The following is a 23,477-nucleotide window of genomic DNA, read 5'->3' on the forward strand; positions in this document are numbered from 1 at the left end:
AACTTCACGTTGATTTATCTGGCTAAAACTAACTGCTGCATCTAAAATAGCGGCTTCACAAGGGGGCGTGCGTCGTCCCCTTGTCATACATAACCAAACCTCGTTGAGAGATTGAGCGAACTATGTTCTTACCTGACTGGGCTGTGCTGAACGCAGCAATTGATTGGCTGGCCCACGGTGCCTGGAATATTGCCTGGTGGCAAATGGTGTTGTTTACCTTTGCGCTGACGCATGTGACCATGATCAGCGTGACCGTGTTTTTGCACCGCCACCAAGCGCACCGCTCGCTGGACTTGCACCCCATCGCCTCCCATTTTTTTCGTTTCTGGCTGTGGCTGACTACCGGCCAGGTCACCAAAGAGTGGGCTGCCATCCACCGCAAGCACCACGCCAAGTGCGAGCAGGCGGAAGATCCTCATAGCCCTCACGTTTACGGTATCAAGACTGTGCTGTTCAAGGGTGCTGAGCTCTACCGTGCCGAGTCAAAGAACAAGGAAACCATGGCCCGCTTCGGGCATGGCACGCCGGATGACTGGATCGAACGCAACCTCTACACCCGCTACTCGTGGCAGGGCGTGGGCTTGATGATGATCATTGACCTGTTCCTGTTCGGTGCGGCAGGTTTGGCTGTCTGGGCCGTGCAAATGGCGTGGACGCCCATTACAGCGGCTGGCATCATCAACGGTGCGGCTCACTACTGGGGTTACCGCAACTTCGAAGCACCTGATGCGTCGACCAATATTTCCCCTTGGGGCATCATCATTGCCGGGGAAGAGTTGCATAACAACCATCACACCTACCCCACATCCGCCAAGTTGTCGGTCAAGCCCTACGAGTTTGACATCGGCTGGATGTACATCTCCATCATGAGTGCCTTGGGTCTAGCCAAGGTCAAAAAGACGCCTCCCAAAGCTGCATACGGTGATGTGCGCCCTGTGGCTGACGAGAAAACTCTGGAGGCGCTTATCGCGAACCGCTACGAAATCATGGCGACCTACGCCAAGGGCGTTCGTCAGGCTGCTCGCGACGAGCTGGAAGCCATGAAGGCTCGCAGTGCGGATGCCGCCATGATCCAAGCCGCCAAGCGCTGGATGCACCGCGATGTGGAAAAGGTGCCAGCGGCTGCTGCCCCTCAACTGGCCCAAGCCCGCGCTGCTTCTCCTGTGCTGGACAAGATGGTCACCATGCGTGAAGAGCTGCGTCAGATGTGGCTCAACACCAGCGTGTCCCGCGAACAGTTGACCAAGGACCTGCAAGGCTGGTGCCATCGTGCGGAAGAAAGTGGCATTGCCGCTTTGCGTGACTTCTCCATGAAACTGCGCGCAGCACGCGTTTAAGCTTTGCCTCTTGGCATTGAAGCCCGCATTGTGCGGGCTTTTTTACGCTTGCATGTTTCCCTTTTCATGCCGCTCCAGAGTCGGTAAGCGCAGCAGTTTTGCTTCGTGTCCCCCGCCCTTCGGGCTCCTCCTTGACCTACGCAAAGCCGGCGTACTCATCACCTCCTCTCGGGCGGGGTGGTCCTGCGAAACATCAGACGTAAAAAAGCCCGCTCAAGGCGGGCTTTTCATGAAGGCAAGCGTGAATTACTTCAGCTTGATTTCCTTGTAGTCGACGTGCTTGCGAGCAACGGGATCAAATTTCTTGATCAACATTTTCTCGGGCATGGTCTTCTTGTTCTTGTCGGTCGTGTAGAAGTGACCGGTACCAGCTGTGGATTCCAGCTTGATTTTTTCGCGTCCGCCTTTAGCTGCCATGGTGCTTTACTCCTTAAGCTTGACCACGTGCGCGCAGATCGGCGAGCACAGAATCGATACCGTTTTTGTCGATCAGACGCAGGCCGGCGTTAGAAATACGCAGGCGAACCCAGCGGTTTTCAGACTCCACCCAGAAACGGCGGTATTGCAGGTTCGGCAGGAACCGGCGCTTGGTTTTGTTGTTGGCGTGGGAAACATTGTTTCCGACCATGGGGCCTTTGCCCGTTACTTCACATACGCGTGCCATCTGGACACTCCGATTGATACGGCCGGTACAAAAGTGCGCCGGCCTCACCTCGCCATAAGAAAGGGTGGCGGTAACCCCCCGCCGATGACTCGGCGGAACCTGCCGAACCCCTCGGACAGAGGGCGGCCCCTCACGGGGCGAATTCAGCAAAGTCTCAAATTATAGCGGGTCCTGCCGGATCCCGCCAATTCTCTTATTCCTGCTGTTCCAGAAAACGTTGGGCGTCCAGCGCGGCCATACAGCCGGTTCCCGCACTGGTGATCGCCTGGCGGTAAACGTGATCCTGCACATCGCCGGCAGCAAAGACCCCCGGAACGCTGGTTTGGGTCGCAAAACCCTTGAGGCCTCCTTGGGTCACGATGTATCCGTTTTCCAGTGCCAGTTGCCCTTGGAAAATGTCAGTGTTCGGCGCATGGCCGATGGCAATGAAGCAGCCCTTTAAAGTTACGTCCTCTGTGGATCCGTCATGCACGCTCTTGAGGCGGATGCCGGTAACGCCGGACGCATCGCCCAAAACTTCCTCCAGGGTCTTGAAGGTTTTGAGCTCGATCTTGCCGGCGGCAACTTTGTCCATCAGTTTGTCTACGAGGATGGGTTCAGCTTTGAACTTGTCGCGACGGTGCACCAGGTACACCTTGCTGGCGATGTTGGAGAGGTACAGTGCCTCTTCCACCGCCGTATTGCCACCACCTACTACGCAGCAGACTTCATTGCGGTAGAAAAAACCGTCGCAAGTTGCACAGCCGGACACTCCGCGTCCCATGAATGCCGACTCGGAGGGCAGGCCGAGGTATTTGGCTGAGGCACCGGTGGCGATGATCAAAGAGTCACAGGTGTAAGAGTCTGTGTCGCCTTTCAAGGTGAAGGGGCGCTTGGAGAGGTCGACGGCATTGATGTGATCAAAGATGATCTCGGTCTTGAACCGCTCCGCATGTTCCTGAAAACGCTGCATCAGCTCGGGGCCTTGCACGCCATTTACATCGGCCGGCCAGTTGTCCACCTCGGTGGTAGTCATGAGTTGGCCGCCTTGGGCAATGCCGGTGACCAATACGGGATTCAGGTTGGCACGTGCCGCATAGACGGCGGCGGTGTAGCCGGCGGGACCGGAGCCCAGGATCATTACCTTGGCGTGTTTGGTGTTGGACATGATGTAACCTTATTGGACGAAAATCGTTGACCGAGCCGTGTACAGTTCGGTAGGACAGCTTTCCATATGGATGCTGATACGGGATCTGCAAGGCTGCTAGCAGCCGGACCCCTGATTGTAAGAAGCAGCACATTAGCAAGCAGGAACCCCAATCAATGGCAATGTTGAGCAACCAGGATTTGATTCGACGGGTGCCCCTTTTCGCCAATTTGACCCAGGAACAGATTGACGATCTGGCGGCGAATGTCACCAAACGCAAGATCAAAAAAGGGGAGGACGTTGTCCGGCAAGGGCATAACTCCAACGCGCTGTTTTTGATACTTTCCGGCCGGGCGCATGTGGTGATGACCGACAGCAAGGGCAAAGAAGTCATTCTGGCGACCCTGAAGGCAGGGGACTACATCGGTGAGATGAGCTTGATTGACAACGAGGCCCATTCAGCCACGGTTCAGGCAGAGACCCAGATGGATGTGCTGGTGTTGGGGCGCGAAGATTTCACCCGTTGTGTCACCAACAATGCGGCCATCGCCGGCGCTGTGATGCGCGGCTTGGTGCAACGCTTGCGCACAGCGGACCAGAAGATTGTGTCGCTTGCACTGATGGGGGTGTATGGCCGCGTCGCCAACGTCCTGTTGGACATGGCGGAACCCATCGACAAAGGTGAAATGCTGATCCGAGAGAAAGTGTCCCGTTCAGACCTGTCCAAAATGGTCGGGGCCTCACGTGAAATGGTGAGTCGCGTGATGAAAGACTTCGAAGACCAAGGCTTCATCAAAACCAACAAAGATGGCGGTATCCGGGTCTGGGAGCGTCGCTCCAAGCCACGGTGATTCCGTTCGCGCAACCTTCTGAGCCGTTGCGCACCATGACATGACTTATTCCCTGCACACTCTCCATTCCCCCACCCGCAAGAAGGCGCCGGAACCTGCCAACCCGGGCCTGAGCCGCTTTGCCAATGAAATCGCCCTTGTGGTCGGTTTCGTGTTGCTGGCCTTGTGGCTCATTGCATTGTTGAGCCACTCTTTGCAGGATGCCGCCTGGTCCACATCCGGCTCCGGTGCACCTACCCACAACCATGTCGGACGTTTGGGGGCCCTTTGGTCGGACCTGAGCTATTTTCTGTTCGGTTTCTCCGTGTGGTGGTGCGTGGCTGCTGCGGGCCGCGTTTGGCTGTCCCTGCTGGCCTACCGGCTTCGAGGGGACGAGGACGTGGAAGCTGACACGGTGGTCAACCGTCGTCAGCGGCGTTGGATGTTTTGGGGGGGCTTGTTGCTGCTCATGTATGCCAGCACCTCTCTGGAATGGGCGCGCCTTTATCGCTTGGAATTGATGTTGCCCGGTGCCAGCGGTGGTGCCATGGGGCAATTGCTGGGACCGTGGAGCGTGCGCTGGATGGGGTTTGCGGGGTCCGGCTTGGTGGCCATTGTGTTGGGATTGGTCGGTGTGTCCTGGGTGTTCAATTTTTCGTGGCCGAGAGTGGCTGAGCGCATCGGCAGTTTTCTGTATTCGCTGGTCGAATCCCGGCGTGAAAAGAAGGAGGAGGCGCAGGACCGCGAGCTCGGGCAACTGGCAGTGCGGGAGCGGGAAGAAATTTTTCTCGAAGAGCGTGGTGATGAACTGATCGTTCACCCGCCACCGGCACCGGTGGTGATTGAGCCCGTTTTGGTGGAGCTGCCGCCCAGCGTGAGGGTTGCCAAAGAGCGTCAGAAACCCCTCTTCAGCGAAATGCCGGACAGCAAGTTGCCGCAAGTTGCATTGCTGGACGACCCGCAAATGCGGCAGGAAACGGTGTCTCCTGAGACGCTGGAAATGACCAGCCGCATGATCGAGAAAAAGCTGAAAGACTTCGGCGTGGAAGTACGTGTGGTGCTGGCCCAACCCGGCCCGGTCATTACCCGTTACGAGATCGAACCCGCCACGGGCGTGAAGGGCTCTCAGATTGTGGGCCTGGCCAAAGACTTGGCGCGCAGCTTGAGCCTCGTGTCCATCCGCGTGGTGGAGACCATCCCTGGCAAGAATTACATGGCGCTGGAGTTGCCCAACGCGAAGCGCCAGAGCATCCGCTTGTCGGAGATTCTGGGATCGCAGGTCTACAACGAAGCCAAATCCATGCTCACCATGGGTCTGGGGAAAGACATCATCGGTAACCCCATCGTGGCCGATTTGGCCAAGATGCCGCACGTGCTGGTTGCGGGTACCACGGGCTCCGGCAAGTCGGTGGGTATCAACGCCATGATCCTGTCCTTGTTGTACAAGGCGGAGGCGCGTGATGTGCGTCTTTTGATGATCGACCCCAAGATGCTGGAAATGTCCGTGTACGAAGGCATTCCGCATTTGTTGGCACCGGTGGTCACCGACATGAAGCAGGCGGCGCACGGCCTCAATTGGTGCGTGGCAGAGATGGAAAAACGCTACAAGCTCATGAGCAAGATGGGTGTGCGTAATCTGGCGGGCTTTAACGCCAAAATTGATGAGGCTAAAGCCAAAGGCGAGTTCATTTACAACCCCTTCAGTTTGACCCCGGAAAGCCCTGAGCCTCTGCAGCGCTTGCCGCACATCGTGGTCATCATCGATGAGCTGGCGGACCTGATGATGGTGGTGGGCAAGAAGATTGAAGAGCTGATCGCGCGGCTGGCCCAGAAGGCGCGTGCGGCGGGTATCCACTTGATCCTCGCCACCCAGCGTCCCAGCGTAGACGTGATTACGGGTCTCATCAAGGCCAACATTCCGACCCGCATTGCCTTCTCTGTGGGGTCCAAGATCGACAGCCGCACGATTCTCGACCAAATGGGGGCTGAAGCCTTGCTGGGCATGGGTGACATGCTGTACATGGCCAGCGGCACCGGTTTTCCGGTGCGGGTACACGGCGCATTTGTGAGCGACGACGAGGTGCACCGCGTGGTGAGCTACCTCAAAAGCCAGGGGGAGCCGGACTATATCGAGGGCGTGCTGGAAGGTGGTACGGTCGATGGCGAGGATGGCGCCGGCGGCGAAGAGGGCGGCGGCGAAAAAGACCCGATGTATGACCAGGCCGTTGAGGTGGTGCTGAAGAACCGCAAGGCCAGCATTTCATTGGTGCAGCGCCACCTGAAGATCGGCTACAACCGGGCTGCCCGTCTGGTAGAAGACATGGAGAAGGCTGGGCTGGTCAGTGCCATGAGTGGCAGTGGGCAGCGGGATATCCTGGTTCCTAGTCGCAACGAATAAGGTTTGCATGAAGCGATTCGCTACTTTTTTTATAGCTACTTGCGCACTATCTGCGGGCGCTACCGGCTTGAATGACTTGGAATCCTTTGTCAAGGGCGTCAAGTCGGGGAAAGCGGAGTTCAGCCAAGTCGTCACAGCGCCTGCCAAGGAAGGGCAGGTCGCCCGAAGCAAAGTCTCCAGCGGTACCTTTGAGTTTTTGCGCCCCGGGCGCTTCAAGTTCACCTACAAGAAGCCTTTTGAGCAAACCATCGTTGCAGATGGGCAGACGCTGTGGCTCTATGACGTGGATCTGAACCAGGTCACTGCACGCAAACAAGCCCAAGCCCTGGGCTCCACGCCAGCAGCATTGATTGCATCGTCGGCAGACATCAAGGCTCTGCAGGCGGACTTCAATCTCGCTGATTCCCCAGACAAAGATGGTCTGCAATGGGTGCAGGGCGCACCCAAGGCCAAAGACAGCCAGTTGCAAAGTGTGCGGGTCGGATTCCGGCAAGGAAAACTCGAAATACTTGAAATAGTTGACACTTTTGGCCAGAAATCCGTGCTGACGTTCAACGGATTCCAGAGCAACCCCGTTACGGACCCTGAACTATTCCAGTTCAAGCCGCCCGCTGGGGCGGATGTTGTCCGTCAATAGACGGTGTTCCGGGTCCTGCCGCCGCGCATGTGGCACAGGTCTCAATCGGAGGAAGTTTGCGTATGAATACAGAAGTCATCTGGAATTTTTTGACGACCCAAGGGGCTGATTTCGGCCTGAAATTGTTGGGTGCTTTGGCTGCCTGGATCATCGGCCGCTGGCTGATCAGTATGGCTTTGCGACTGCTCGGGGCGGGGCTGCAGCGGGGCGGCAAGGTGGACCTGACCCTGTCCAACTACCTGACCTCCATCATCTCGGTGCTGCTCAACATTGTGTTGATCCTCGCCATTCTGGATATCTTCGGCGTCAAGACCACGTCGTTCGCCGCTTTGCTGGCGGGTGCGGGTCTGGCCATCGGCACCGCCTGGGGCGGTTTGCTCACCCACTTTGCAGCAGGTGTGTTCATGCAGGTACTGCGCCCCTACAAGGTGGGCGATTTTGTGACCGCGGGCGGCATTACCGGTACGGTGAAAGAGCTGGGCCTGTTCGGCACCACACTGATCACGCCGGACAACGTGGTCACCATTGTGGGCAACAACACCGTGTTTTCTGGCTCTATCCAGAACTTCAGCGCCTTGCCCCATCGCCGTGTGGACTGCGTGGCCAAAGTCGCCAACAGCGTAGATGTGCAAGATGCTATTGCCCGCTTGCGTGTGGCCGTCACTGCGATTCCGAACGTGGCAACTTCGCCTGCGCCGGATATTGAGATTCTTCAGTTCACACCCGAAGGGCCATTGTTGTGCGTGCGCCCCTACACCCACACCGACCACTATTGGCAGGTGTATTTCGACACCCATAAAGCGGTGGTGCAGACCTTCGGTGCAGCCGGCTACCCCGTGCCTGAAACGCCGGTGGCACATCGCAACCTGTAACGCCTGAAGGCCTGACGCATTCCTGTGGCAACTCCCCCATCCAAACACCAGCCGCTGGCCGAACTGCTGCGCCCCAAAACACTGGGTGAAGTCATCGGTCAGCAGCATCTGCTGGGGGAGGGCATGGCCTTGCGTCTGGCTTTCGAGTCGGGCCAACCGCACAGCTGCATCCTGTGGGGGCCGCCCGGCGTGGGCAAGACCACGATTGCGCGCCTGATGGCCGACGCCTTTGACGCCCAATTCATCACCATCAGTGCGGTGTTGGGCGGAATCAAGGAAATCCGTGAGGCGGTGGATCAGGCCCTGAATGCGCGTGATGGCCTCGAGCAGCGTCGCACCATCGTCTTCGTGGACGAGGTGCACCGGTTCAACAAGAGTCAGCAGGACGCGTTTCTGCCGCATGTAGAGAGTGGCTTATTCACTTTCATCGGTGCAACCACCGAGAACCCGTCGTTTGAAGTGAATTCCGCTTTGCTGTCGCGTGCCGCGGTGTACGTGTTGCAGCCTCTCGACGCTGAGAGTTTGAAGCAAATTGTGCTGAAAGCGCATGGGAAATATGCGCTTCCAGCTATTGAAAGCATAGCAATTGACCGATTGATTGCCTATGCAGATGGTGATGCACGCCGTCTTCTCAACACTCTGGAAACGCTCGCCATTGCTGCCCGCCAGGAGCAAGTACCAGAGATTACGGATGCATGGCTGCTCAAGGTGCTGGGCGAACGCATGCGGCGTTATGACAAGGGCGGCGAGCAGTTTTATGACACGATTTCCGCCCTGCACAAAAGCGTGCGGGGTTCCGACCCGAACGCGTCACTCTATTGGTTCACCCGTATGTTGGATGGAGGGGCAGATCCGCGCTACCTGGCACGCCGCTTCATTCGAATGGCTGCTGAAGACATTGGCTTAGCCGATCCCCGTGCCCTGCGTTTGGCATTGGATGCGGCGGATGTATACGAGCGCTTGGGCAGCCCGGAGGGGGAATTGGCCTTGGCCGAATGCGTGGTCTATCTGGCGGTCGCGCCCAAGAGCAACGCGGTTTACAAGGCCTTCAATGAGGCCAAAGCGTTCGTTAAAAAAGACGGTACGCGCCCTGTGCCCATGCACCTGCGCAACGCGCCGACCAAGCTCATGAAGGAGCTGGACTACGGCAAAGGTTATCGCTACGCCCATGACGAGGAGGGCGGCTTTGCAGCGGGTGAACGCTATCTGCCGGACGGCATGCCAGATACCGACTTTTACCGCCCCGTGGAACGGGGGCTGGAAATCCGTATTGCGGAGAAGCTGCGAGATTTGAAAGATCGCAATCAGAAGAAAAACTAATAGTGCATGAAATGCGGGATGAATTGCTGAATCGGCATAAGACTCAAGGGTAAACCCACCCTGTACCCCCGAGACCCCCAAGCCTGACATCGCTAGAATCGCGGCACTGCTTTTGGCCTGCACCGCCAGTGAACCTGACGTGGCAGGCTTATTGCTTTCGATGGTCTGACGCCACTAGTGTTAACGGCCATGGCCGTTCGCACACAAGAACAACGGAGTTTTCTATGGATATTTTGATACAGCAGATCATCAACGGTCTGGTGTTGGGTAGCATGTACGCGCTCATCGCGCTGGGCTACACGATGGTGTACGGCATCATCAATTTGATTAACTTTGCCCACGGCGAAGTCGTGATGGTGGGGGCTCTCACCAGTTGGACCATCATCGGATTGATGCAAGAGTCCATGCCCGGCACTCCAGGCCCTGTCATTCTTTTGATTTCACTGGTGATCGCATGCGTCGTTGCCGCTGCGTTGAACTTCGTGATCGAAAAGGTCGCATACCGTCCTTTGCGCAACAGTCCCAAACTGGCACCGCTGATCACTGCCATCGGCATGTCCATTCTTTTGCAGACCTTGGCCATGATCATCTGGAAGCCCAACTACAAGTCTTACCCGACGCTGTTGCCTGGTAATCCCATTGACATCGGTGGCGCGGTGATCACCCCCACCCAGGTCATGATTCTGGGCGTGACAGCGGCGTCCCTCGCAGTCCTGATGTGGTTGGTGAATTACACCAAGCTGGGTCGTGCCATGCGTGCGACCGCTGAGAACCCGCGCGTTGCTGCCCTGATGGGTGTGAAGCCCGACGTTGTGATTTCTGCCACCTTCATCATCGGCGCCGTGTTGGCGGCCATTGCTGGTGTGATGTACGCATCCAACTACGGTACTGCCCAGCACGCCATGGGCTTCCTGCCTGGTTTGAAGGCCTTTACGGCTGCGGTGTTCGGCGGTATCGGCAACTTGGCCGGTGCTGTGGTTGGTGCACTTTTGCTCGGCTTGATCGAAGCCATCGGTGCCGGCTATATCGGCGCCTTGACCGGCGGCGTTTTGGGCAGCCACTACTCCGACATTTTTGCCTTTATCGTGTTGATTATTGTGCTGACTCTGCGTCCTTCCGGTTTGCTGGGTGAGCGCGTTGCGGACCGTGCTTGAGGAGAACCCGCACATGAACCCCCAAAAACGTCTTTTCACCATGCTGCTGGCTGCTGCCGGCTTGCTGATTCTGCCGTTCGTTCTGCAAGGCTTCGGCAACGCTTGGGTGCGCATTGCAGACATGGCATTGCTTTTCGTATTGCTGGCACTCGGCTTGAATATCGTTGTCGGTTATGCCGGCCTGCTGGACTTGGGCTACGTGGCGTTTTTCGCCATCGGCGCCTACATGTACGGCTTGATGTCCTCGCCACACCTTATTGAAACCTTCCCTGCCATCGCGGCCATGTTCCCGGATGGCATGCACACGCCTTTGTGGGTGGTCATTCCTTTGGGAGCGGCGCTCGCGGGCATCTTCGGGGTGTTGCTGGGTGCTCCCACCCTGCGTCTGCGCGGTGACTACCTGGCCATCGTGACTTTGGGCTTCGGTGAAATCATCCGTGTGTTCATGAACAACCTGGATCACCCGGTCAACATCACGAACGGACCCAAAGGCATTAATCAAATTGATTCACTGCACTTCTTTGGCCTGAACCTGGGCAAGAAACTCATGATCGGCGACTTTGAGATTGCGTCGGTGACCTTGTACTACTACCTGTTCCTGACATTGGTGGTGGTCAGCGTGATCATTTGCCATCGTTTGGAGTTGTCCCGCGTGGGACGTGCCTGGATGGCCATCCGTGAAGACGAAATTGCTGCCAAAGCGATGGGCATCAACACCCGCAATATGAAGTTGTTGGCCTTCGGTATGGGCGCTACTTTCGGCGGTGTGTCCGGTGCCATGTTTGCCTCTTTCCAGGGCTTTATCTCTCCCGAGTCCTTCAGCCTGATGGAGTCTGTGATGATTGTAGCCATGGTGGTGTTGGGAGGTGTCGGTCACCTGCCGGGTGTCATTCTGGGCGCTGTCCTGTTGGCGGCCTTGCCGGAAGTGCTGCGCTATGTCGCGGGTCCTCTGCAAACCATGACCGATGGCCGCCTGGATGCCTCCATCCTCCGCCAGTTGCTGATTGCATTGGCCATGATCAGCGTGATGCTGCTGCGCCCCCGTGGTCTGTGGCCTTCGCCTGAGCACGGCAAGTCCTTGCAAAACGCCAAGAGCTGAACTTTGCGAGCTTCCCGCTGCATCCGTGTGGCGGGGACCTTCAACTGATTGGAATACCTATGACAGATACAGTATTGAACGTCTCCGGCGTCTCCAAGCGCTTCGGTGGCTTGCAGGCCTTGAGCGATGTGGGCATCAAAATTGAACGTGGCCAGGTCTATGGCCTGATCGGTCCCAACGGTGCCGGCAAGACCACCTTCTTCAACGTGCTGACCGGCTTGTACACACCGGATAGCGGTAAATTTGAACTGGCCGGCAGACCATACCAACCGACAGCGGTTCACACCGTGGCCAAAGCCGGTATTGCCCGCACTTTCCAGAACATTCGCTTGTTCGCTGAAATGACAGCCTTGGAAAACGTGATGGTGGGCCGCCACATCCGTACGCATTCAGGCTTGTTGGGCGCCGTGTTCCGCACCAGCTCCTTCAAAGCGGAAGAAGCTGCGATTGCTCAACGCGCCCAAGAGCTTTTGGACTATGTGGGCATCGGCAAGTTTGCCGACTACAAAGCCCGCACCTTGAGCTATGGCGACCAGCGCCGTCTGGAAATCGCCCGTGCATTGGCAACAGACCCCCAGCTCATCGCCCTTGACGAGCCAGCCGCCGGCATGAACGCGACGGAAAAAGTCATGTTGCGTGAACTGATCGATCGCATTCGCAAGGACAACCGCACCATCTTGCTCATCGAACACGATGTGAAGCTGGTTATGGGCCTGTGTGATCGCGTGACGGTGCTGGACTACGGCAAGCAAATCGCCGAGGGCACACCTGCGGACGTGCAGAAGAACGAAAAAGTGATTGAGGCCTACTTGGGCACGAGCGGCCACTAAGGATTGACAAATGACTACCCAGACTCTGCTCAAAGTAAAAGGCCTGAAAGTGGCATATGGCGGCATTCAGGCCGTCAAAGGTGTGGATTTCGAAGTGCACGAGGGTGAATTGGTCTCCCTGATCGGCTCTAACGGTGCCGGCAAGACCACCACCATGAAAGCCATCACGGGTACCTTGCCCATCAACGCCGGTGATATCGAATACCTCGGGAAAAGCATCAAGGGTCAAGGCCCTTGGGACTTGGTGAAACAAGGCCTGGCCATGGTGCCGGAAGGTCGCGGTGTGTTCACCCGCATGACCATCACCGAGAACCTGCAAATGGGTGCTTACATCCGCAACGACAAGGAAGGCATCCTGGCGGACATTGAAAAAATGTTCACCATCTTCCCACGACTGCGCGAACGCAAGGACCAATTGGCGGGCACTATGTCCGGTGGTGAGCAACAGATGCTGGCTATGGGCCGTGCACTGATGAGCCGCCCCAAGGTGCTGTTGCTCGATGAGCCTTCCATGGGTCTGTCTCCCATCATGGTGGACAAGATTTTTGAAGTGGTGAAAGACGTTTACGCCCAAGGCGTAACCGTGTTGTTGGTAGAGCAGAATGCCAGCCGAGCCCTATCTATCGCCAACCGTGGCTATGTGATGGAGTCCGGCATTGTCACTATGACCGGCAATGCTGCTGACATGCTGACCGACCCCAAGGTGCGGGCCGCCTACTTGGGCGAATAAGCGACACCGCCGACATCCGGATACAGGCTGTTACACAGCTTTGCATTCCGGATGTCGGAGTCTTTTGCTGGCTCTCCGTTGAAAGTGCATGGAACTGTTCCATGCCACTTTGAAAAGGAGCTTCGCATGAAATACCATGCTTTGATTGCTACTGCCGTTTTGCTGTCGGCGGGTGTGACGTTTGCTCAAAACGCACCTGTACCTAAAGATCCATTAGCTACGCCGGGCATCGACAAGCGTGAAGTGATTCAGGAAAAGCGCATTGCGCAAGGCACCACGTCCGGTGCTTTGACGGCCCGTGAAGCCCGCCGGCTCAATCGGGGCGAAGCCCGCATCGACAAGGCGGAGGATCACGCAGAAGCCGACGGCAAGGTGACGCGCCATGAGCGCAAGCACATCACCGCGATGCAGCGTGCCGAAAGCAAGGCTATCTATTTTCAAAAGCATGACCGTCAGGTTGACTTGAACCACGACGGCAAGCGGGATCGCAAGGGTTAACAAGCCCCCGTCTTCAACAAGCCGCTGTAAATCACAGCGGCATTTTGTTTTTAGGCTTGGGCTTTGTCAGCCTCAGAGGTAAAGGCGTCCGCGAAAAACTCTTCTTCAGGTAAACCGCCTAGTGAAACATAGTCGCGCCGAGCAGACTCCACCACCACAGGCGCGCCGCACGCATAAACCTGATACCCGCTCAAATCGGTGTGGTCCGCCAACACTGCACGATGTACAAATCCTGTACGGCCGGCCCACGCGTCTTCCGGTAGGGCATCGGACAGGACCGGAACGTAGGCCAAGGTAGGCATCTGCTTTTGGAAGTCTTTTACCCAAGCGTCCATGTAAAGGTCTTGTGGACGGCGGCCGCCCCAGTAGAGGGTGGTGTTGCGCGCAATGCCTTGCGCGAGCATGTGCTCCAGCAGCGCCTTCATGGGTGCAAAGCCCGTGCCGGAGGCCAGCAGGATCATGGGTTTGTCGGAGTCCTCCCGCAGGAAGAAAGACCCATGAGGCCCTTCCACCCGCAGAATTTCTTTTTCCTTCATGGCGCCGAATACGTGGTCGGTGAATTTGCCACCGGGCATATGGCGAATGTGCAGTTCCACACTGTTACCCTGCGGCGCGTTGGCCATGGAGTAACTGCGGCGCGCGCCATCGCGGAGCAGGAATTCAATGTACTGACCGGCGCGGTACAAAAACGTGTCGTTCGCGGGCAGTTGAAGTTGCAGCACCATGACGTCGTCAGACACCTTTTGGAGGGTCGTCACACGGGTAGGCATCTTTTTGATCGGCAAAGCACCTTCTGCTGACACCTGTCTGGATTCCAGCACCACATCGGAGGTAGCGGTCGCGCAGCAGGTCAACACCAGTCCTTGCGCTTCTTCCTCGGGGCTCAGTGCCTTGGGTTGATGGGCGCCGTGCACCACACTTCCGGACAGCATCCTGCACTTGCAGGAGCCACATGCGCCGTCTTTGCAACCATAGGGCAGGCCTACTCCTTGGCGTATGCCTGCAGCCAGCAGCGTTTCGTCGCTGTGTGTGCTGAAGGTGCGTCCGCTGGGCTGCACGGCAACAGAAAAAGTCATGGTGGCGGATGCGGTCTCGCTCATCTTCGGTATCCTAGGTGGCTGCTTTGTCAACAACCCTCGATTTTGCCTTCAAACCAATCCCCCCTCGGTGCGCTCCCGGCGCGGTTCAGACGACAGCGTGTGCTGGTGGTCGGTTGCGGCGATGTGGCGATGCGCGCCATTCGACAGTCCGGTTCTCACATTCGTTGGATGGCGCTCACCTCCAGCGAAGAGCGCATTGCTGAGCTCCGTAAAGCCGGTGTGACGCCTTTGCTGGGCAATCTGGATAAAGCGTCCAGCCTGAGAAGATTGGCAGGCTTGGGGCACCGTTTGATGTATCTGGCGCCGCCACCCACGGAGGGATGGAGCGATCCGCGCGCCTCAGCCTTAACGCAGGTACTTCGATTGCGCACTCCCTTGCACTCCGCGGTCTATGGTTCGACCACAGGGGTCTATGGTGATTGCTCCGGTGAATGGGTCGCCGAGACGCGCGCTGTATCCCCGCAAACCCCTCGTGCGCAGCGCCGTGTGCATGCAGAAGCAGTGTTGCGCACATGGGGCAAGGCAACGGGTACACCCATCGCTGTGTTGCGTATTCCGGGCATCTACGCGCCGGACCGGGAAGGTGGGACGCCGCGTGCCCGGTTGCAAAAAGGTACGCCTGTGCTCCAGCCGCAGGATGACGTGTACACCAACCACATTCATGCGGATGACCTGGCCCGCGCTTGCTTGAGGGCGTTATGGGCTGGCGCTCCCCAGCGAATCTACAACGTGAGCGACGACACCCAACTGAAGATGGGGGATTACTTCGACATGGCGGCAGACTTGTACGGTTTGCCACGCCCGCCCCGAGTGGCACGAGACAGTGCTCAAAAGCAGCTGCCTGTGATGTTGTTGAGCTTCATGAGTGAGTCGCGCCGAGTCGACAACCGGCGCATGAAGACTGAGCTTCGGTTGCGATTGCGTTACCCGGATGTGGCTGCCGGATTGGTGTCTGTGCGCTTCAGCCCGTAGGGCTTCAGAAGCAGCTGCCAGACAAGCCAGCTGCTCATCAGCGTGATCGGGTAGGCCCACAGCACATCGCTCAACCAATGGGCGACCGCTGACATGCGGGAGAAACCGATGGCAAGTCCGGAAACAGTTCCCACCACCAACCACAACTTGCGCCTGCGCGCATGGATCAACATCAGGCTGCTGAAGAAGAAGCCGCAGGCCACGTGCCCGCTGACAAAAGAGCAGTTGTTGTCGCACTGGTCTGTTATCACCGCGGCTCGGGTGAACTGCTGGGTGCCGCCAAAATTTTCGACCTGGTAGGGGCGTGCCCGTTGCCAGTGCTCTTTGAAACCCCAATTAACCACCGCACCCGGTCCGGCAATGCCGGCGCAAACCACAAAAGCCAGCGGCAAGCGCCACGCCTTCCATCGCTGCGCAAAGTGCGAGACGAGCCATGCGATTGCGCAAATGGCCAACATGGTCCGGAATGCGGCTGGCATCAAGGCATTGATCCATTCCACCCACCACCAGTTGACTGAATCAATGGTGGGTGTGGCGCCGGCGAAAAGAGCCGCCGCGCGAAGATCCAGCGCCGGCCAGAGGGTGGGTATCAGTGCCACCAAAATCGAAGCCGCCACCAGTTTCCAGAACAGGGCAGGTGTGCGATCTTCTGTGGAGTGCATTGACATGGTGTGTGGGACGTACACAAAAAGCAGATTGTGATGCAAGCCATTTCGGGCATACGCCGGATCAGGACATTGCAAGTGGACCAGCCGACAAAGAAAAAGCCGAATGTTGCAAGAACATTCGGCTTTAATCTGGTGCCCAGGGCCGGACTCGAACCGGCACGCCTTGCGGCGGGGGATTTTGAGTCCCCTGAGTCTACCAATTTCACCACCTGGGCAGGTATTTCGTGAAGCTCGAATTATGGCACATTTATGGCATGAAATATCCAACTATTGAAGAAGCAATCGGAAAAACACCTTTGGTAGCCCTGCAACGCATTCAGGCTACCGACAACCTCGCCCGCAACAATGTGTTGCTGGGCAAGCTTGAAGGCAACAACCCTGCGGGTTCGGTGAAAGACCGCCCCGCACTCTCCATGATTCAGCGCGCTCAGGAACGCGGCGACATTCAGCCCGGTGACACGCTGATTGAGGCCACCTCAGGCAACACTGGCATTGCGCTGGCCATGGCTGCTGCGGTCAAGGGCTACCGCATGATTTTGATCATGCCCGAGGACCTGTCCATCGAGCGCGCGCAGACCATGAAGGCCTTCGGTGCTGAGCTCATTCTCACGCCCAAGAGCGGCGGCATGGAATACGCGCGAGACCTCGCAGAACAGATGCAACGTGAGGGCAAAGGTCGGGTGCTGGACCAATTCGCCAATGGCGACAACCCGCGCATCCATTACGAAACGACCGGCCCTGAGATCTGGGAACAAACCGGCGGGCGTGTGACCCACTTTGTGAGCGCCATGGGCACTACAGGCACCATCACAGGTGTCTCCCGCTTCCTGAAAGAGAAGAACCCTGCCATTCGCATCATCGGCGCGCAGCCCTCTGAAGGCTCGCGCATTCCCGGCATCCGCAAGTGGCCGCAGGAATACCTGCCCAAGATTTACGACCCGTCTAACGTTGACGAGCTGATTTATGTGAGCCAGGGCGACGCCGAAGACATGTGCCGCCGCATGGCCCGCGAAGAGGGCATTTTCGGTGGCATCTCTGCCGCCGGTGCATGCTGGGTGGCACAGGAAATCGCCAAGCGCGAGCGTGATGCGGTGATCGTTTTCATCGTCTGCGACCGCGGCGACCGTTACTTGTCTACCGGCGTTTTCCCCGCCTGATATTGAAGGTAAATCAGCCATTGGCGCTCGTGGATATTGCGCGGGCAGCTCCTGAAACAATAGCAAAGGCTTCCATGTCAGCAGTTTTCAAGTTTTGCCCGCAATGCGCTACACCATTGGCTGAGATCACCCTGGCCGAAGACGGAGGTGACAAAACACGCCTGCGGTGCCCGTCATGCGACTTCACCCATTGGAACAACCCCACGCCCGTGCTGGCGGCCGTGATTGAGTACCGCGGGCAGGTGCTGCTGGCCCGCAATGCGGCTTGGCCCGGCAAAATGTACGCGTTGATCACCGGCTTCATGGAAGCCGGCGAAACGCCCGAGGAGGGCATTGCGCGGGAGATCGCGGAAGAGACCAACCTCCACACCAGTGCCCTCAAGCTCTTGGGGGTGTATGACTTCCAGCGCATGAACCAGGTCATCATTGCCTACCACGCAGTGTGCGACGGGGAGGTGAAGCTCAGCCCAGAACTGGTGGATTACCGTCTTTATGACCTGCAGGACGTGAAATGCTGGCCTGCCGGCACCGGCTATGCACTTGCAGAATTTTTGCGGTCTCGCGGCCATGAGCCGGAGTTCATTGATCCGGTGTGGCGCAAAGACATCGAGCAACGGGCCGACTAAAATCAGTTCCAACGCCAGAAAGCAGCCTGCATGAACTTCGACAAAGAAATTGACACCAGCGGTTTGAATTGCCCGCTCCCTATCCTGAAAGCCAAGAAGGCGCTGGCCGAGTTGCACAGCGGACAGACCCTCAAGGTGGTGGCTACTGACCCCGGTTCGTTGCGCGATTTCCAGGCTTTCACCAAGCAGACCGGGCATGAACTCCTGGATCAGCAAACCGTAGGCACCATGTTCATCCACGTGCTGCGGCGACGCTGACATTGCGATCAGCGCACTAACAAAAAAGCCGGCTTGAAGCCGGCTTTTTTGTTGCCTGCTGGCGCACCGGCAAACTTGGCTTTAGCCCAAACGAGCCAATTGCTCTTGCACCTTGGTCAAGGTGGCGGCGAAGTCGGCCACGCGCTTGCGTTCCTGCTCCAGCACGGCAGCAGGCGCCTTGGCGACAAAAGCCTCGTTGTTGAGCTTGGTGCTGGCTTTGGCAATCTGCTCTTCCAAGCGAGTCACTTCCTTGCCCAAGCGCAGCTTTTCGGCCGCCACGTCCACTTCCACAAACAGGCACACGCGGGCTTCGCCCACCACCGCTACAGGGGCAGACTGAGCTGCGGCTTGCCATGCAGCTTCGTTGTCGAACAGCTTGACTTCGCTCAGCTTGGCCAATGCCTGCAGCACGGCGGAAGACGATTGCAGGAAGGCACCCTCGGCCTCTGTCTGGGCCACCACATACAAAGGCAGGCGGGTCGCGGGCGATACGTTCATCTCACCACGAAGGTTTCGGCATGCGTCCACCAGTTGCTTGAGCTTGGCGACGTGCGCAATCGCGGCTTCGTCAATGCGCTCGGGCTGGCTGACAGGGTAGGCCGCAATCGAGATCGAGGGACCGCTACGGCCCGCGACGGGCGCCACCTTTTGCCACAGCTCTTCGGTGATGAAGGGCGTGATGGGGTGTGCCATGCGCAGGATGGTCTCCAGGGTGCGGATCAGGGTGCGGCGAGTGGCGCGTTTTTGCGCATCAGTGCCGGTGTTGATTTGTACCTTGGCGATTTCCAGGTACCAGTCGCAGAACTCGTTCCACACGAAGTCGTAAATCGTGTTGGCGACGTTGTCCAGGCGGTAGTCGGCAAAGCCTTGGGCCACGTCAGCCTCGGTCTTTTGCAACAGCGAAACGATCCAGCGGTCACTCTGGCTGAACTCCAGGTAGCCATGTGCAACGCCTCCAAGTGCGCATTGTTCTTTGGTGTGCTCCATCAGGCCGCAGTCTTGGCCTTCGCAGTTCATCAGCACAAAGCGGGTGGCGTTCCACAGCTTGTTGCAGAAGTTGCGGTAGCCCTCGCAGCGCTTGCTGTCGAAGTTGATGCTGCGGCCCAATGATGCGAGCGCGGCAAAGGTGAAACGCAGCGCATCGGCACCGTAGGCGGGAATGCCCTCGGGGAATTCCTTCTCGGTGTTTTTGCGCACAGCAGGTGCCGTTTCGGGCTTGCGCAGGCCGGTGGTGCGCTTGTCCAGCAGCGGGGCGAGTGCGATGCCGTCGATCAAGTCCACGGGGTCGAGCACATTGCCTTCGGACTTGCTCATCTTCTTGCCCTGCGCGTCGCGGACCAGGCCGTGGATGTAAACGTGTTTGAATGGTACGCGGCCGGTGAAGTGTGTGGTCATCATGATCATCCGGGCGACCCAGAAGAAGATGATGTCGTAGCCGGTGACCAGCGTGCTGCTGGGGAGGTACAGGTCGTAGTCTGCAAGGCTGTTGGCTTTGGCACCGCCAGTGGGCGTGCCGGACACCCCCGTGCTCATACTCGCTGCGCTCGCCAAATCGCCCGGTTCGTGCCCGGCACGCCCACTGGCTCCGTCGTTGCCCCAACCCATTGTGCTGAAGGGCACCAGCGCACTGGAGTACCAGGTGTCGAGCACGTCTTCGTCACGGCGCAAGGTTTTGCCCGGAGCTTTGGCTTGTGCCTCAGCCTCATTGCGGGCAACAATAACGTTGCCTTCTTCGTCGTACCACGCGGGAATCTGGTGGCCCCACCAGAGTTGGCGGCTGATGCACCAGTCTTGGATGTTGTTCATCCACTGGTTGTAGGTGTTGACCCAGTTCTCGGGCACAAATTTCACCTCGCCGCTTTGCACCGCGTCGATGGCTTTTTGGGCGATGGACTTGCCGGTGGCGTCGCCTTTGCCCACCTGGTTCATGGCGACAAACCACTGGTCGGTGAGCATGGGCTCAATCACCTGGCCGGTGCGGGCGCAGCGCGGCACCATGAGCTTGTGCTTTTTCACCTCCACCAAAAAGCCGCCGGCTTCCAGGTCCGCCACGACCTTCCTGCGGGCCACAAAGCGGTCCAGGCCTTGGTAAGCAGCGGGGGCGTTTTCGTTGATCTTGGCGTCCAGGGTCAGCACGCAGATCATGGGCAGCTTGTGGCGTTGACCGACGGCATAGTCGTTCTGGTCGTGCGCGGGGGTGACCTTCACTACTCCGGTACCAAAGGCCTTGTCCACGTAATCGTCCGCAATCACAGGGATGGTACGGCTGCACAGGGGCAGGGTGACCTGCTTGCCGATCAGCGCGGTGTAGCGCTCGTCTTCGGGGTGCACCATCACAGCTACGTCGCCCAGCATAGTTTCAGGGCGGGTGGTGGCCACGGTGATGGAAGCCGGAAGCCCGGCAGCCGCAAGGGTGCCATCCGTGTCCACCAGCGGGTAGCGGATGTGCCATAGCGAGCCGTCTTCTTCTTCGCTTTCCACTTCCAGATCCGACACCGCGCTCATCAGGATCGGGTCCCAGTTCACCAGGCGCTTACCGCGGTAGATCAGGCCTTGCTCGTAGAGCTGCACAAAGGTCTCGGTGACCGTTTGCGACAGTTTGGGGTCCATGGTGAAGTATTCGCGGCTCCAGTCCACGCTGTCGCCCATGCGGCGCATCTGGGTGGTGATGGTGTTGCCGGACTTTTCTTTCCACTCCCAGACCTTCTTGGTGAAAGCCTCACGGCCCAGGTCGTGGCGGCTGACTTTTTGCTCTTGCAGCTGGCGCTCCACCACGATCTGGGTGGCAATGCCGGCATGGTCGGTGCCCGGAATCCATGCGGTGTTGAAACCGGCCATACGGTGGTAGCGGGTCAGGCTGTCCATGATGGTCTGGTTGAACGCATGGCCCATGTGCAGCGTGCCCGTCACGTTGGGGGGCGGCAGCTGGATGGAGAAGTTTTTGCCCTGTGCAGCCGCCGCCGCATCCGGCGCGCTGGTGCCGCGGAAGCCGGCGATGCCGTAGCCGCGCTTTTCCCACTCAGGGCCCCAGTGCGCTTCCAGCGCAGCGGGTTCAAACGACTTGGAGAGGGATTGCAGACCCGGTTGTTCGGGGGCGGTGGGGGCGGCAATGGGGGTGTTGGCGTTGTCAGACATGGAGGTTCTTCTAAGAGCGAGCGGCGATTTTACCGGTGCAGGGTGATACCCCGGTATTTGCTATGCTTTTGATAGCTATTGGCGCATATTCAACGAGCGCTAGGGGTATATTTCATTTGCAATCGTGCACGGGGCAGCCGGGGGCGGCATCTTCTACACTGTTGCGCAGCATTCCACAGGAGACAAACATGCCCAAGGGTTACTGGATAGGCCGTGTAGAAGTGTTCGACCCCGAGGCCTACAAGGCGTATCAGGCCGCGAACGCCGCGCCGTTCAAAAAGTACGGCGCCCGCTTTCTGGTGCGCGCCGGGCGCTTTGAGAACCCCGAGGGTGAGAGCCGCAGCCGCAACGTGGTGATCGAATTCCCCAGCTACCAGGCGGCGGTGGACTGCTGGCATTCGCCCGAATACCAAGCCGCCATCACCCTGCGCAAAGACGTGTCGGTGATCGACTTGATCCTGATCGAGGGCTACGAGGGCGCGCAGCCAGGGGACTAAGCGGCTTGCAGCGAGGTCAGGCGGTGGGCGGGGCGAGGTAGGTGCCCGACTTCCCGCCGTGCTTTTCAAGCAGCTTCACGTCGGTCATGACCATGCCTTTGTCGACGGCCTTGCACATGTCGTAAATGGTGAGCAGGGTGACCTGCACCGCGGTCAGCGCTTCCATTTCCACGCCGGTGCCGCCGGTGGTTTCTGCAATGGCCAAGCACTGGATGGCGGGCGGGGTGGTGGCCGTGGCGTGAATCACTTCAAATTCGATAGCCACCCGAGTGAGCATGATGGGGTGGCACAGGGGAATCAGGTCGCTGGTTTTCTTGGCGGCCATGATGCCGGCCACCCGCGCAACGCCCAGCACATCGCCTTTGGCAGCCTGCGCGTTCTGGATCAGGTCCAGCGTGTGTTGCTGCATCTGGATGCGCCCGCCCGCTACTGCCTTGCGGTGCGTCAACGGTTTGCCGGCGATATTGACCATGTGGGCATCGCCTTTGTTGTCGAAATGGGTCAGGGCGGAGCCTGCATCTGCGGGGTTGCTCATGGTGGTTTCCTCGTTCGCAATCAATGATGGGTGAGGCGGGCAGCTTCCGGGCCGGGTGCTGTGCGGGCTTACAGCCTGCGCAAGGTGCCTTCGATATGCGGCTCGCCCTGCGGCAGCACGTTCAGCACAAAGCGGGTGCTATCTGCCTCTTGGCGGGTATGTAAGGCCACTTCGCCAGGAATCAACAGGGGGCGCTTGAAGCGCAGGTCGATGTGCAGGGGGGCGCAAGCGGGCAGGTCGCGGCAGAGCAAGTCTAGGCAGCGGGCAGCACTGAACATGCCGTGCGCAATCGCCCGTGGGTAGCCGAACAGGCGTGCCGTGAAAGCACTCATGTGGATGGGGTTCCAGTCACCGGACGGGCCCGCAAAGCGGCGCCCGGCGTTGCCTGCCACCTCCCAGCGAGCCACAGGGCTGCCCCAGTCGGGCAGATCGTCAGGTGGTTGACGCTTCCCGTTGCGGGGCAGGGGGGCCAGAAAGGTGCTGGTCTCGGTCCATACCGTCTCGCCCGCAGTTTGCAGCCGGGTATGCAAAGTAAAGGTCTGGCCGCGTTCGGTCGCCTCTATGCCATGGAGCTGGCAGTCCATGTCCAAGGTTTCAAAGTCTCCGATGGGGCGCAGGCACTGCATGCTGTTGGCCAGATGCACCAGGCCCAGCAGACGCAGGGGAAACTGCGGGTGACTCATGACCGCCATATGCAGGGGCATGGCCATGGCGTGCAGGTAGAGCGGGGGCAGAAAGCCGACATCCGTGAGCCCGCACACTTCTCGGTACTGCTTCAGCCGCCTTGCGTCTGCTTGAGCACCGTGCCAGTGGGCATCGATGGCGATGGAAAGTTGATCCGGTGCGGCCTGCGCCGGACGCCCCGCCAGCAGGCTGCGGAACAAAGCCCCGGCATTGCGGGGCCGGGAAGAAAACGCCAGAGAAACGGGGGGCGAAGTAGTAAGAGGCATGGTGCCGCCATTGTGCATGGCACCGCCGCCCACACGCTTCACTGGGAGAGAACCCGTTTTGCGCCGGGCCGCTCCCAAGCAAAA

At 58.6% G+C, this 23,477-nt stretch carries 24 protein-coding genes and 1 tRNA gene; 16 read left to right on the forward strand and 9 right to left on the reverse strand.

Annotation, left to right across the window (positions count from 1 at the left end; translation table 11 throughout):
* Window positions 1–122 precede the first annotated feature (122 nt).
* Complete coding sequence (locus RAN89_RS08430; protein ID WP_313869140.1) at window positions 123–1,337, forward strand: DesA family fatty acid desaturase; 1,215 nt, start codon at window positions 123–125, stop codon at window positions 1,335–1,337.
* A 246-nt stretch (window positions 1,338–1,583) separates the two neighbouring features.
* Here RAN89_RS08430 and rpmG read toward each other — a convergent pair whose 3' ends face one another.
* The 3 genes from rpmG to trxB form a co-directional block, all read right to left on the reverse strand.
* Complete coding sequence (gene rpmG / locus RAN89_RS08435) at window positions 1,584–1,754, reverse strand: 50S ribosomal protein L33 (RefSeq protein ID WP_313869141.1); 171 nt, start codon at window positions 1,752–1,754, stop codon at window positions 1,584–1,586.
* Window positions 1,755–1,767: 13 nt separating this feature from the next.
* Window positions 1,768–2,001 (reverse strand): 50S ribosomal protein L28, encoded by a 234-nt coding sequence (gene rpmB / locus RAN89_RS08440; protein ID WP_087496789.1) that lies wholly within the window; start codon window positions 1,999–2,001, stop codon window positions 1,768–1,770.
* 193 nt (window positions 2,002–2,194) lie between these two features.
* A complete protein-coding gene (gene trxB / locus RAN89_RS08445; protein WP_313869142.1) occupies window positions 2,195–3,148 on the reverse strand; it encodes a thioredoxin-disulfide reductase in 954 nt (317 codons plus the stop codon).
* Window positions 3,149–3,303: 155 nt separating this feature from the next.
* Here trxB and RAN89_RS08450 point away from each other — a divergent pair, with 155 nt between their 5' ends.
* The 10 genes from RAN89_RS08450 (at window position 3,304) to RAN89_RS08495 (ending at window position 13,495) form a co-directional block, all read left to right on the forward strand.
* Window positions 3,304–3,978 carry a Crp/Fnr family transcriptional regulator gene (locus RAN89_RS08450; protein WP_313869143.1) on the forward strand — a complete coding sequence of 225 codons (675 nt, stop codon included), beginning with the start codon at window positions 3,304–3,306 and terminating at the stop codon, window positions 3,976–3,978.
* A 40-nt stretch (window positions 3,979–4,018) separates the two neighbouring features.
* Window positions 4,019–6,355 (forward strand): DNA translocase FtsK, encoded by a 2,337-nt coding sequence (locus tag RAN89_RS08455; protein ID WP_313869144.1) that lies wholly within the window; start codon window positions 4,019–4,021, stop codon window positions 6,353–6,355.
* A gap of 7 nt (window positions 6,356–6,362) precedes the next feature.
* Window positions 6,363–6,992, forward strand: coding sequence for an outer membrane lipoprotein periplasmic chaperone LolA (lolA, locus tag RAN89_RS08460; protein WP_313869145.1), 630 nt, complete (start codon window positions 6,363–6,365; stop codon window positions 6,990–6,992).
* A gap of 62 nt (window positions 6,993–7,054) precedes the next feature.
* Window positions 7,055–7,864: a mechanosensitive ion channel family protein gene (locus RAN89_RS08465; protein ID WP_313869146.1), complete on the forward strand. Its 810-nt coding sequence runs from the start codon at window positions 7,055–7,057 to the stop codon at window positions 7,862–7,864.
* Window positions 7,865–7,888: 24 nt separating this feature from the next.
* A complete protein-coding gene (locus RAN89_RS08470; RefSeq protein WP_313869147.1) occupies window positions 7,889–9,184 on the forward strand; it encodes a replication-associated recombination protein A in 1,296 nt (431 codons plus the stop codon).
* 224 nt (window positions 9,185–9,408) lie between these two features.
* Window positions 9,409–10,338, forward strand: a complete 930-nt coding sequence (locus tag RAN89_RS08475; protein ID WP_313869148.1) for a branched-chain amino acid ABC transporter permease — start codon at window positions 9,409–9,411, stop codon at window positions 10,336–10,338.
* Window positions 10,339–10,351: 13 nt separating this feature from the next.
* Window positions 10,352–11,437 carry a branched-chain amino acid ABC transporter permease gene (locus tag RAN89_RS08480; protein WP_313869149.1) on the forward strand — a complete coding sequence of 362 codons (1,086 nt, stop codon included), beginning with the start codon at window positions 10,352–10,354 and terminating at the stop codon, window positions 11,435–11,437.
* A 59-nt stretch (window positions 11,438–11,496) separates the two neighbouring features.
* The gene (locus RAN89_RS08485; protein ID WP_313869150.1) at window positions 11,497–12,267 is read left to right on the forward strand and encodes an ABC transporter ATP-binding protein; all 771 of its coding nucleotides are present in this window, start codon (window positions 11,497–11,499) and stop codon (window positions 12,265–12,267) included.
* Window positions 12,268–12,277: 10 nt separating this feature from the next.
* Window positions 12,278–12,997, forward strand: a complete 720-nt coding sequence (locus RAN89_RS08490; protein ID WP_313869151.1) for an ABC transporter ATP-binding protein — start codon at window positions 12,278–12,280, stop codon at window positions 12,995–12,997.
* A 51-nt stretch (window positions 12,998–13,048) separates the two neighbouring features.
* Window positions 13,049–13,495, forward strand: a complete 447-nt coding sequence (locus tag RAN89_RS08495; protein WP_313869152.1) for a hypothetical protein — start codon at window positions 13,049–13,051, stop codon at window positions 13,493–13,495.
* Between the two features lie 50 nt (window positions 13,496–13,545).
* On the opposite strand, the gene RAN89_RS08500 is transcribed toward RAN89_RS08495, so the two are convergent.
* Entirely contained in the window at window positions 13,546–14,595 is a 1,050-nt protein-coding gene (locus tag RAN89_RS08500; RefSeq protein ID WP_313869153.1) for a CDP-6-deoxy-delta-3,4-glucoseen reductase, read from the reverse strand.
* 42 nt (window positions 14,596–14,637) lie between these two features.
* Here RAN89_RS08500 and RAN89_RS08505 point away from each other — a divergent pair, with 42 nt between their 5' ends.
* Window positions 14,638–15,567 (forward strand): SDR family oxidoreductase, encoded by a 930-nt coding sequence (locus RAN89_RS08505; RefSeq protein WP_313869154.1) that lies wholly within the window; start codon window positions 14,638–14,640, stop codon window positions 15,565–15,567.
* Here RAN89_RS08505 and RAN89_RS08510 read toward each other — a convergent pair.
* Window positions 15,519–16,235, reverse strand: a complete 717-nt coding sequence (locus RAN89_RS08510) for a phosphatase PAP2 family protein (RefSeq protein WP_313869155.1) — start codon at window positions 16,233–16,235, stop codon at window positions 15,519–15,521. The two genes, RAN89_RS08505 and RAN89_RS08510, sit on opposite strands and share 49 nt — an antisense overlap.
* 130 nt (window positions 16,236–16,365) lie before the next feature.
* Window positions 16,366–16,450: transfer RNA gene (locus tag RAN89_RS08515), tRNA-Leu, on the reverse strand.
* A 39-nt stretch (window positions 16,451–16,489) separates the two neighbouring features.
* Here RAN89_RS08515 and cysM point away from each other — a divergent pair.
* The 3 genes from cysM to RAN89_RS08530 all read left to right on the forward strand — a co-directional run bounded on the left by cysM (window position 16,490) and on the right by RAN89_RS08530 (window position 18,276).
* Window positions 16,490–17,392, forward strand: coding sequence for a cysteine synthase CysM (gene cysM / locus RAN89_RS08520; RefSeq protein ID WP_313869156.1), 903 nt, complete (start codon window positions 16,490–16,492; stop codon window positions 17,390–17,392).
* Window positions 17,393–17,466: 74 nt separating this feature from the next.
* Window positions 17,467–18,018 (forward strand): NUDIX hydrolase, encoded by a 552-nt coding sequence (locus tag RAN89_RS08525; protein WP_313869157.1) that lies wholly within the window; start codon window positions 17,467–17,469, stop codon window positions 18,016–18,018.
* A gap of 30 nt (window positions 18,019–18,048) precedes the next feature.
* Entirely contained in the window at window positions 18,049–18,276 is a 228-nt protein-coding gene (locus RAN89_RS08530) for a sulfurtransferase TusA family protein (protein ID WP_313869158.1), read from the forward strand.
* Between the two features lie 81 nt (window positions 18,277–18,357).
* Here RAN89_RS08530 and RAN89_RS08535 read toward each other — a convergent pair whose 3' ends face one another.
* Window positions 18,358–21,411, reverse strand: a complete 3,054-nt coding sequence (locus RAN89_RS08535) for a valine--tRNA ligase (RefSeq protein WP_313869159.1) — start codon at window positions 21,409–21,411, stop codon at window positions 18,358–18,360.
* Window positions 21,412–21,599: 188 nt separating this feature from the next.
* Here RAN89_RS08535 and RAN89_RS08540 point away from each other — a divergent pair, with 188 nt between their 5' ends.
* The gene (locus tag RAN89_RS08540) at window positions 21,600–21,908 is read left to right on the forward strand and encodes a DUF1330 domain-containing protein (RefSeq protein WP_313869160.1); all 309 of its coding nucleotides are present in this window, start codon (window positions 21,600–21,602) and stop codon (window positions 21,906–21,908) included.
* A 16-nt stretch (window positions 21,909–21,924) separates the two neighbouring features.
* Here the strand turns inward: RAN89_RS08540 and moaC are convergent, their stop codons facing one another.
* Window positions 21,925–22,443: a cyclic pyranopterin monophosphate synthase MoaC gene (gene moaC / locus RAN89_RS08545; RefSeq protein ID WP_138516496.1), complete on the reverse strand. Its 519-nt coding sequence runs from the start codon at window positions 22,441–22,443 to the stop codon at window positions 21,925–21,927.
* A gap of 68 nt (window positions 22,444–22,511) precedes the next feature.
* Complete coding sequence (locus tag RAN89_RS08550; RefSeq protein ID WP_313869161.1) at window positions 22,512–23,393, reverse strand: MaoC family dehydratase; 882 nt, start codon at window positions 23,391–23,393, stop codon at window positions 22,512–22,514.
* Window positions 23,394–23,477: the final 84 nt, after the last annotated feature.

It is taken from the genome of Rhodoferax mekongensis (genome assembly GCF_032191775.1).
GTDB classification, from domain to species: Bacteria; Pseudomonadota; Gammaproteobacteria; order Burkholderiales; family Burkholderiaceae_C; genus Allorhodoferax; species Allorhodoferax mekongensis.

Excerpts from the sequence above, each read along its gene's own strand:
- RAN89_RS08430 (WP_313869140.1), top strand. The coding sequence starts at position 123 with ATGTTCTTACCTGACTGGGCTGTGCTGAACGCAGCAATTGATTGGCTG.
- rpmG (WP_313869141.1), bottom strand. The coding sequence starts at position 1,754 with ATGGCAGCTAAAGGCGGACGCGAAAAAATCAAGCTGGAATCCACAGCT.
- rpmB (WP_087496789.1), bottom strand. The coding sequence starts at position 2,001 with ATGGCACGCGTATGTGAAGTAACGGGCAAAGGCCCCATGGTCGGAAAC.
- trxB (WP_313869142.1), bottom strand. The coding sequence starts at position 3,148 with ATGTCCAACACCAAACACGCCAAGGTAATGATCCTGGGCTCCGGTCCC.
- RAN89_RS08450 (WP_313869143.1), top strand. The coding sequence starts at position 3,304 with ATGGCAATGTTGAGCAACCAGGATTTGATTCGACGGGTGCCCCTTTTC.
- RAN89_RS08455 (WP_313869144.1), top strand. The coding sequence starts at position 4,019 with ATGACTTATTCCCTGCACACTCTCCATTCCCCCACCCGCAAGAAGGCG.
- lolA (WP_313869145.1), top strand. The coding sequence starts at position 6,363 with ATGAAGCGATTCGCTACTTTTTTTATAGCTACTTGCGCACTATCTGCG.
- RAN89_RS08465 (WP_313869146.1), top strand. The coding sequence starts at position 7,055 with ATGAATACAGAAGTCATCTGGAATTTTTTGACGACCCAAGGGGCTGAT.
- RAN89_RS08475 (WP_313869148.1), top strand. The coding sequence starts at position 9,409 with ATGGATATTTTGATACAGCAGATCATCAACGGTCTGGTGTTGGGTAGC.
- RAN89_RS08480 (WP_313869149.1), top strand. The coding sequence starts at position 10,352 with ATGAACCCCCAAAAACGTCTTTTCACCATGCTGCTGGCTGCTGCCGGC.
- RAN89_RS08485 (WP_313869150.1), top strand. The coding sequence starts at position 11,497 with ATGACAGATACAGTATTGAACGTCTCCGGCGTCTCCAAGCGCTTCGGT.
- RAN89_RS08490 (WP_313869151.1), top strand. The coding sequence starts at position 12,278 with ATGACTACCCAGACTCTGCTCAAAGTAAAAGGCCTGAAAGTGGCATAT.
- RAN89_RS08495 (WP_313869152.1), top strand. The coding sequence starts at position 13,049 with ATGTCGGAGTCTTTTGCTGGCTCTCCGTTGAAAGTGCATGGAACTGTT.
- RAN89_RS08500 (WP_313869153.1), bottom strand. The coding sequence starts at position 14,595 with ATGAGCGAGACCGCATCCGCCACCATGACTTTTTCTGTTGCCGTGCAG.
- RAN89_RS08510 (WP_313869155.1), bottom strand. The coding sequence starts at position 16,235 with ATGTCAATGCACTCCACAGAAGATCGCACACCTGCCCTGTTCTGGAAA.
- cysM (WP_313869156.1), top strand. The coding sequence starts at position 16,490 with ATGAAATATCCAACTATTGAAGAAGCAATCGGAAAAACACCTTTGGTA.
- RAN89_RS08525 (WP_313869157.1), top strand. The coding sequence starts at position 17,467 with ATGTCAGCAGTTTTCAAGTTTTGCCCGCAATGCGCTACACCATTGGCT.
- RAN89_RS08530 (WP_313869158.1), top strand. The coding sequence starts at position 18,049 with ATGAACTTCGACAAAGAAATTGACACCAGCGGTTTGAATTGCCCGCTC.
- RAN89_RS08535 (WP_313869159.1), bottom strand. The coding sequence starts at position 21,411 with ATGTCTGACAACGCCAACACCCCCATTGCCGCCCCCACCGCCCCCGAA.
- RAN89_RS08540 (WP_313869160.1), top strand. The coding sequence starts at position 21,600 with ATGCCCAAGGGTTACTGGATAGGCCGTGTAGAAGTGTTCGACCCCGAG.
- moaC (WP_138516496.1), bottom strand. The coding sequence starts at position 22,443 with ATGAGCAACCCCGCAGATGCAGGCTCCGCCCTGACCCATTTCGACAAC.
- RAN89_RS08550 (WP_313869161.1), bottom strand. The coding sequence starts at position 23,393 with ATGCCTCTTACTACTTCGCCCCCCGTTTCTCTGGCGTTTTCTTCCCGG.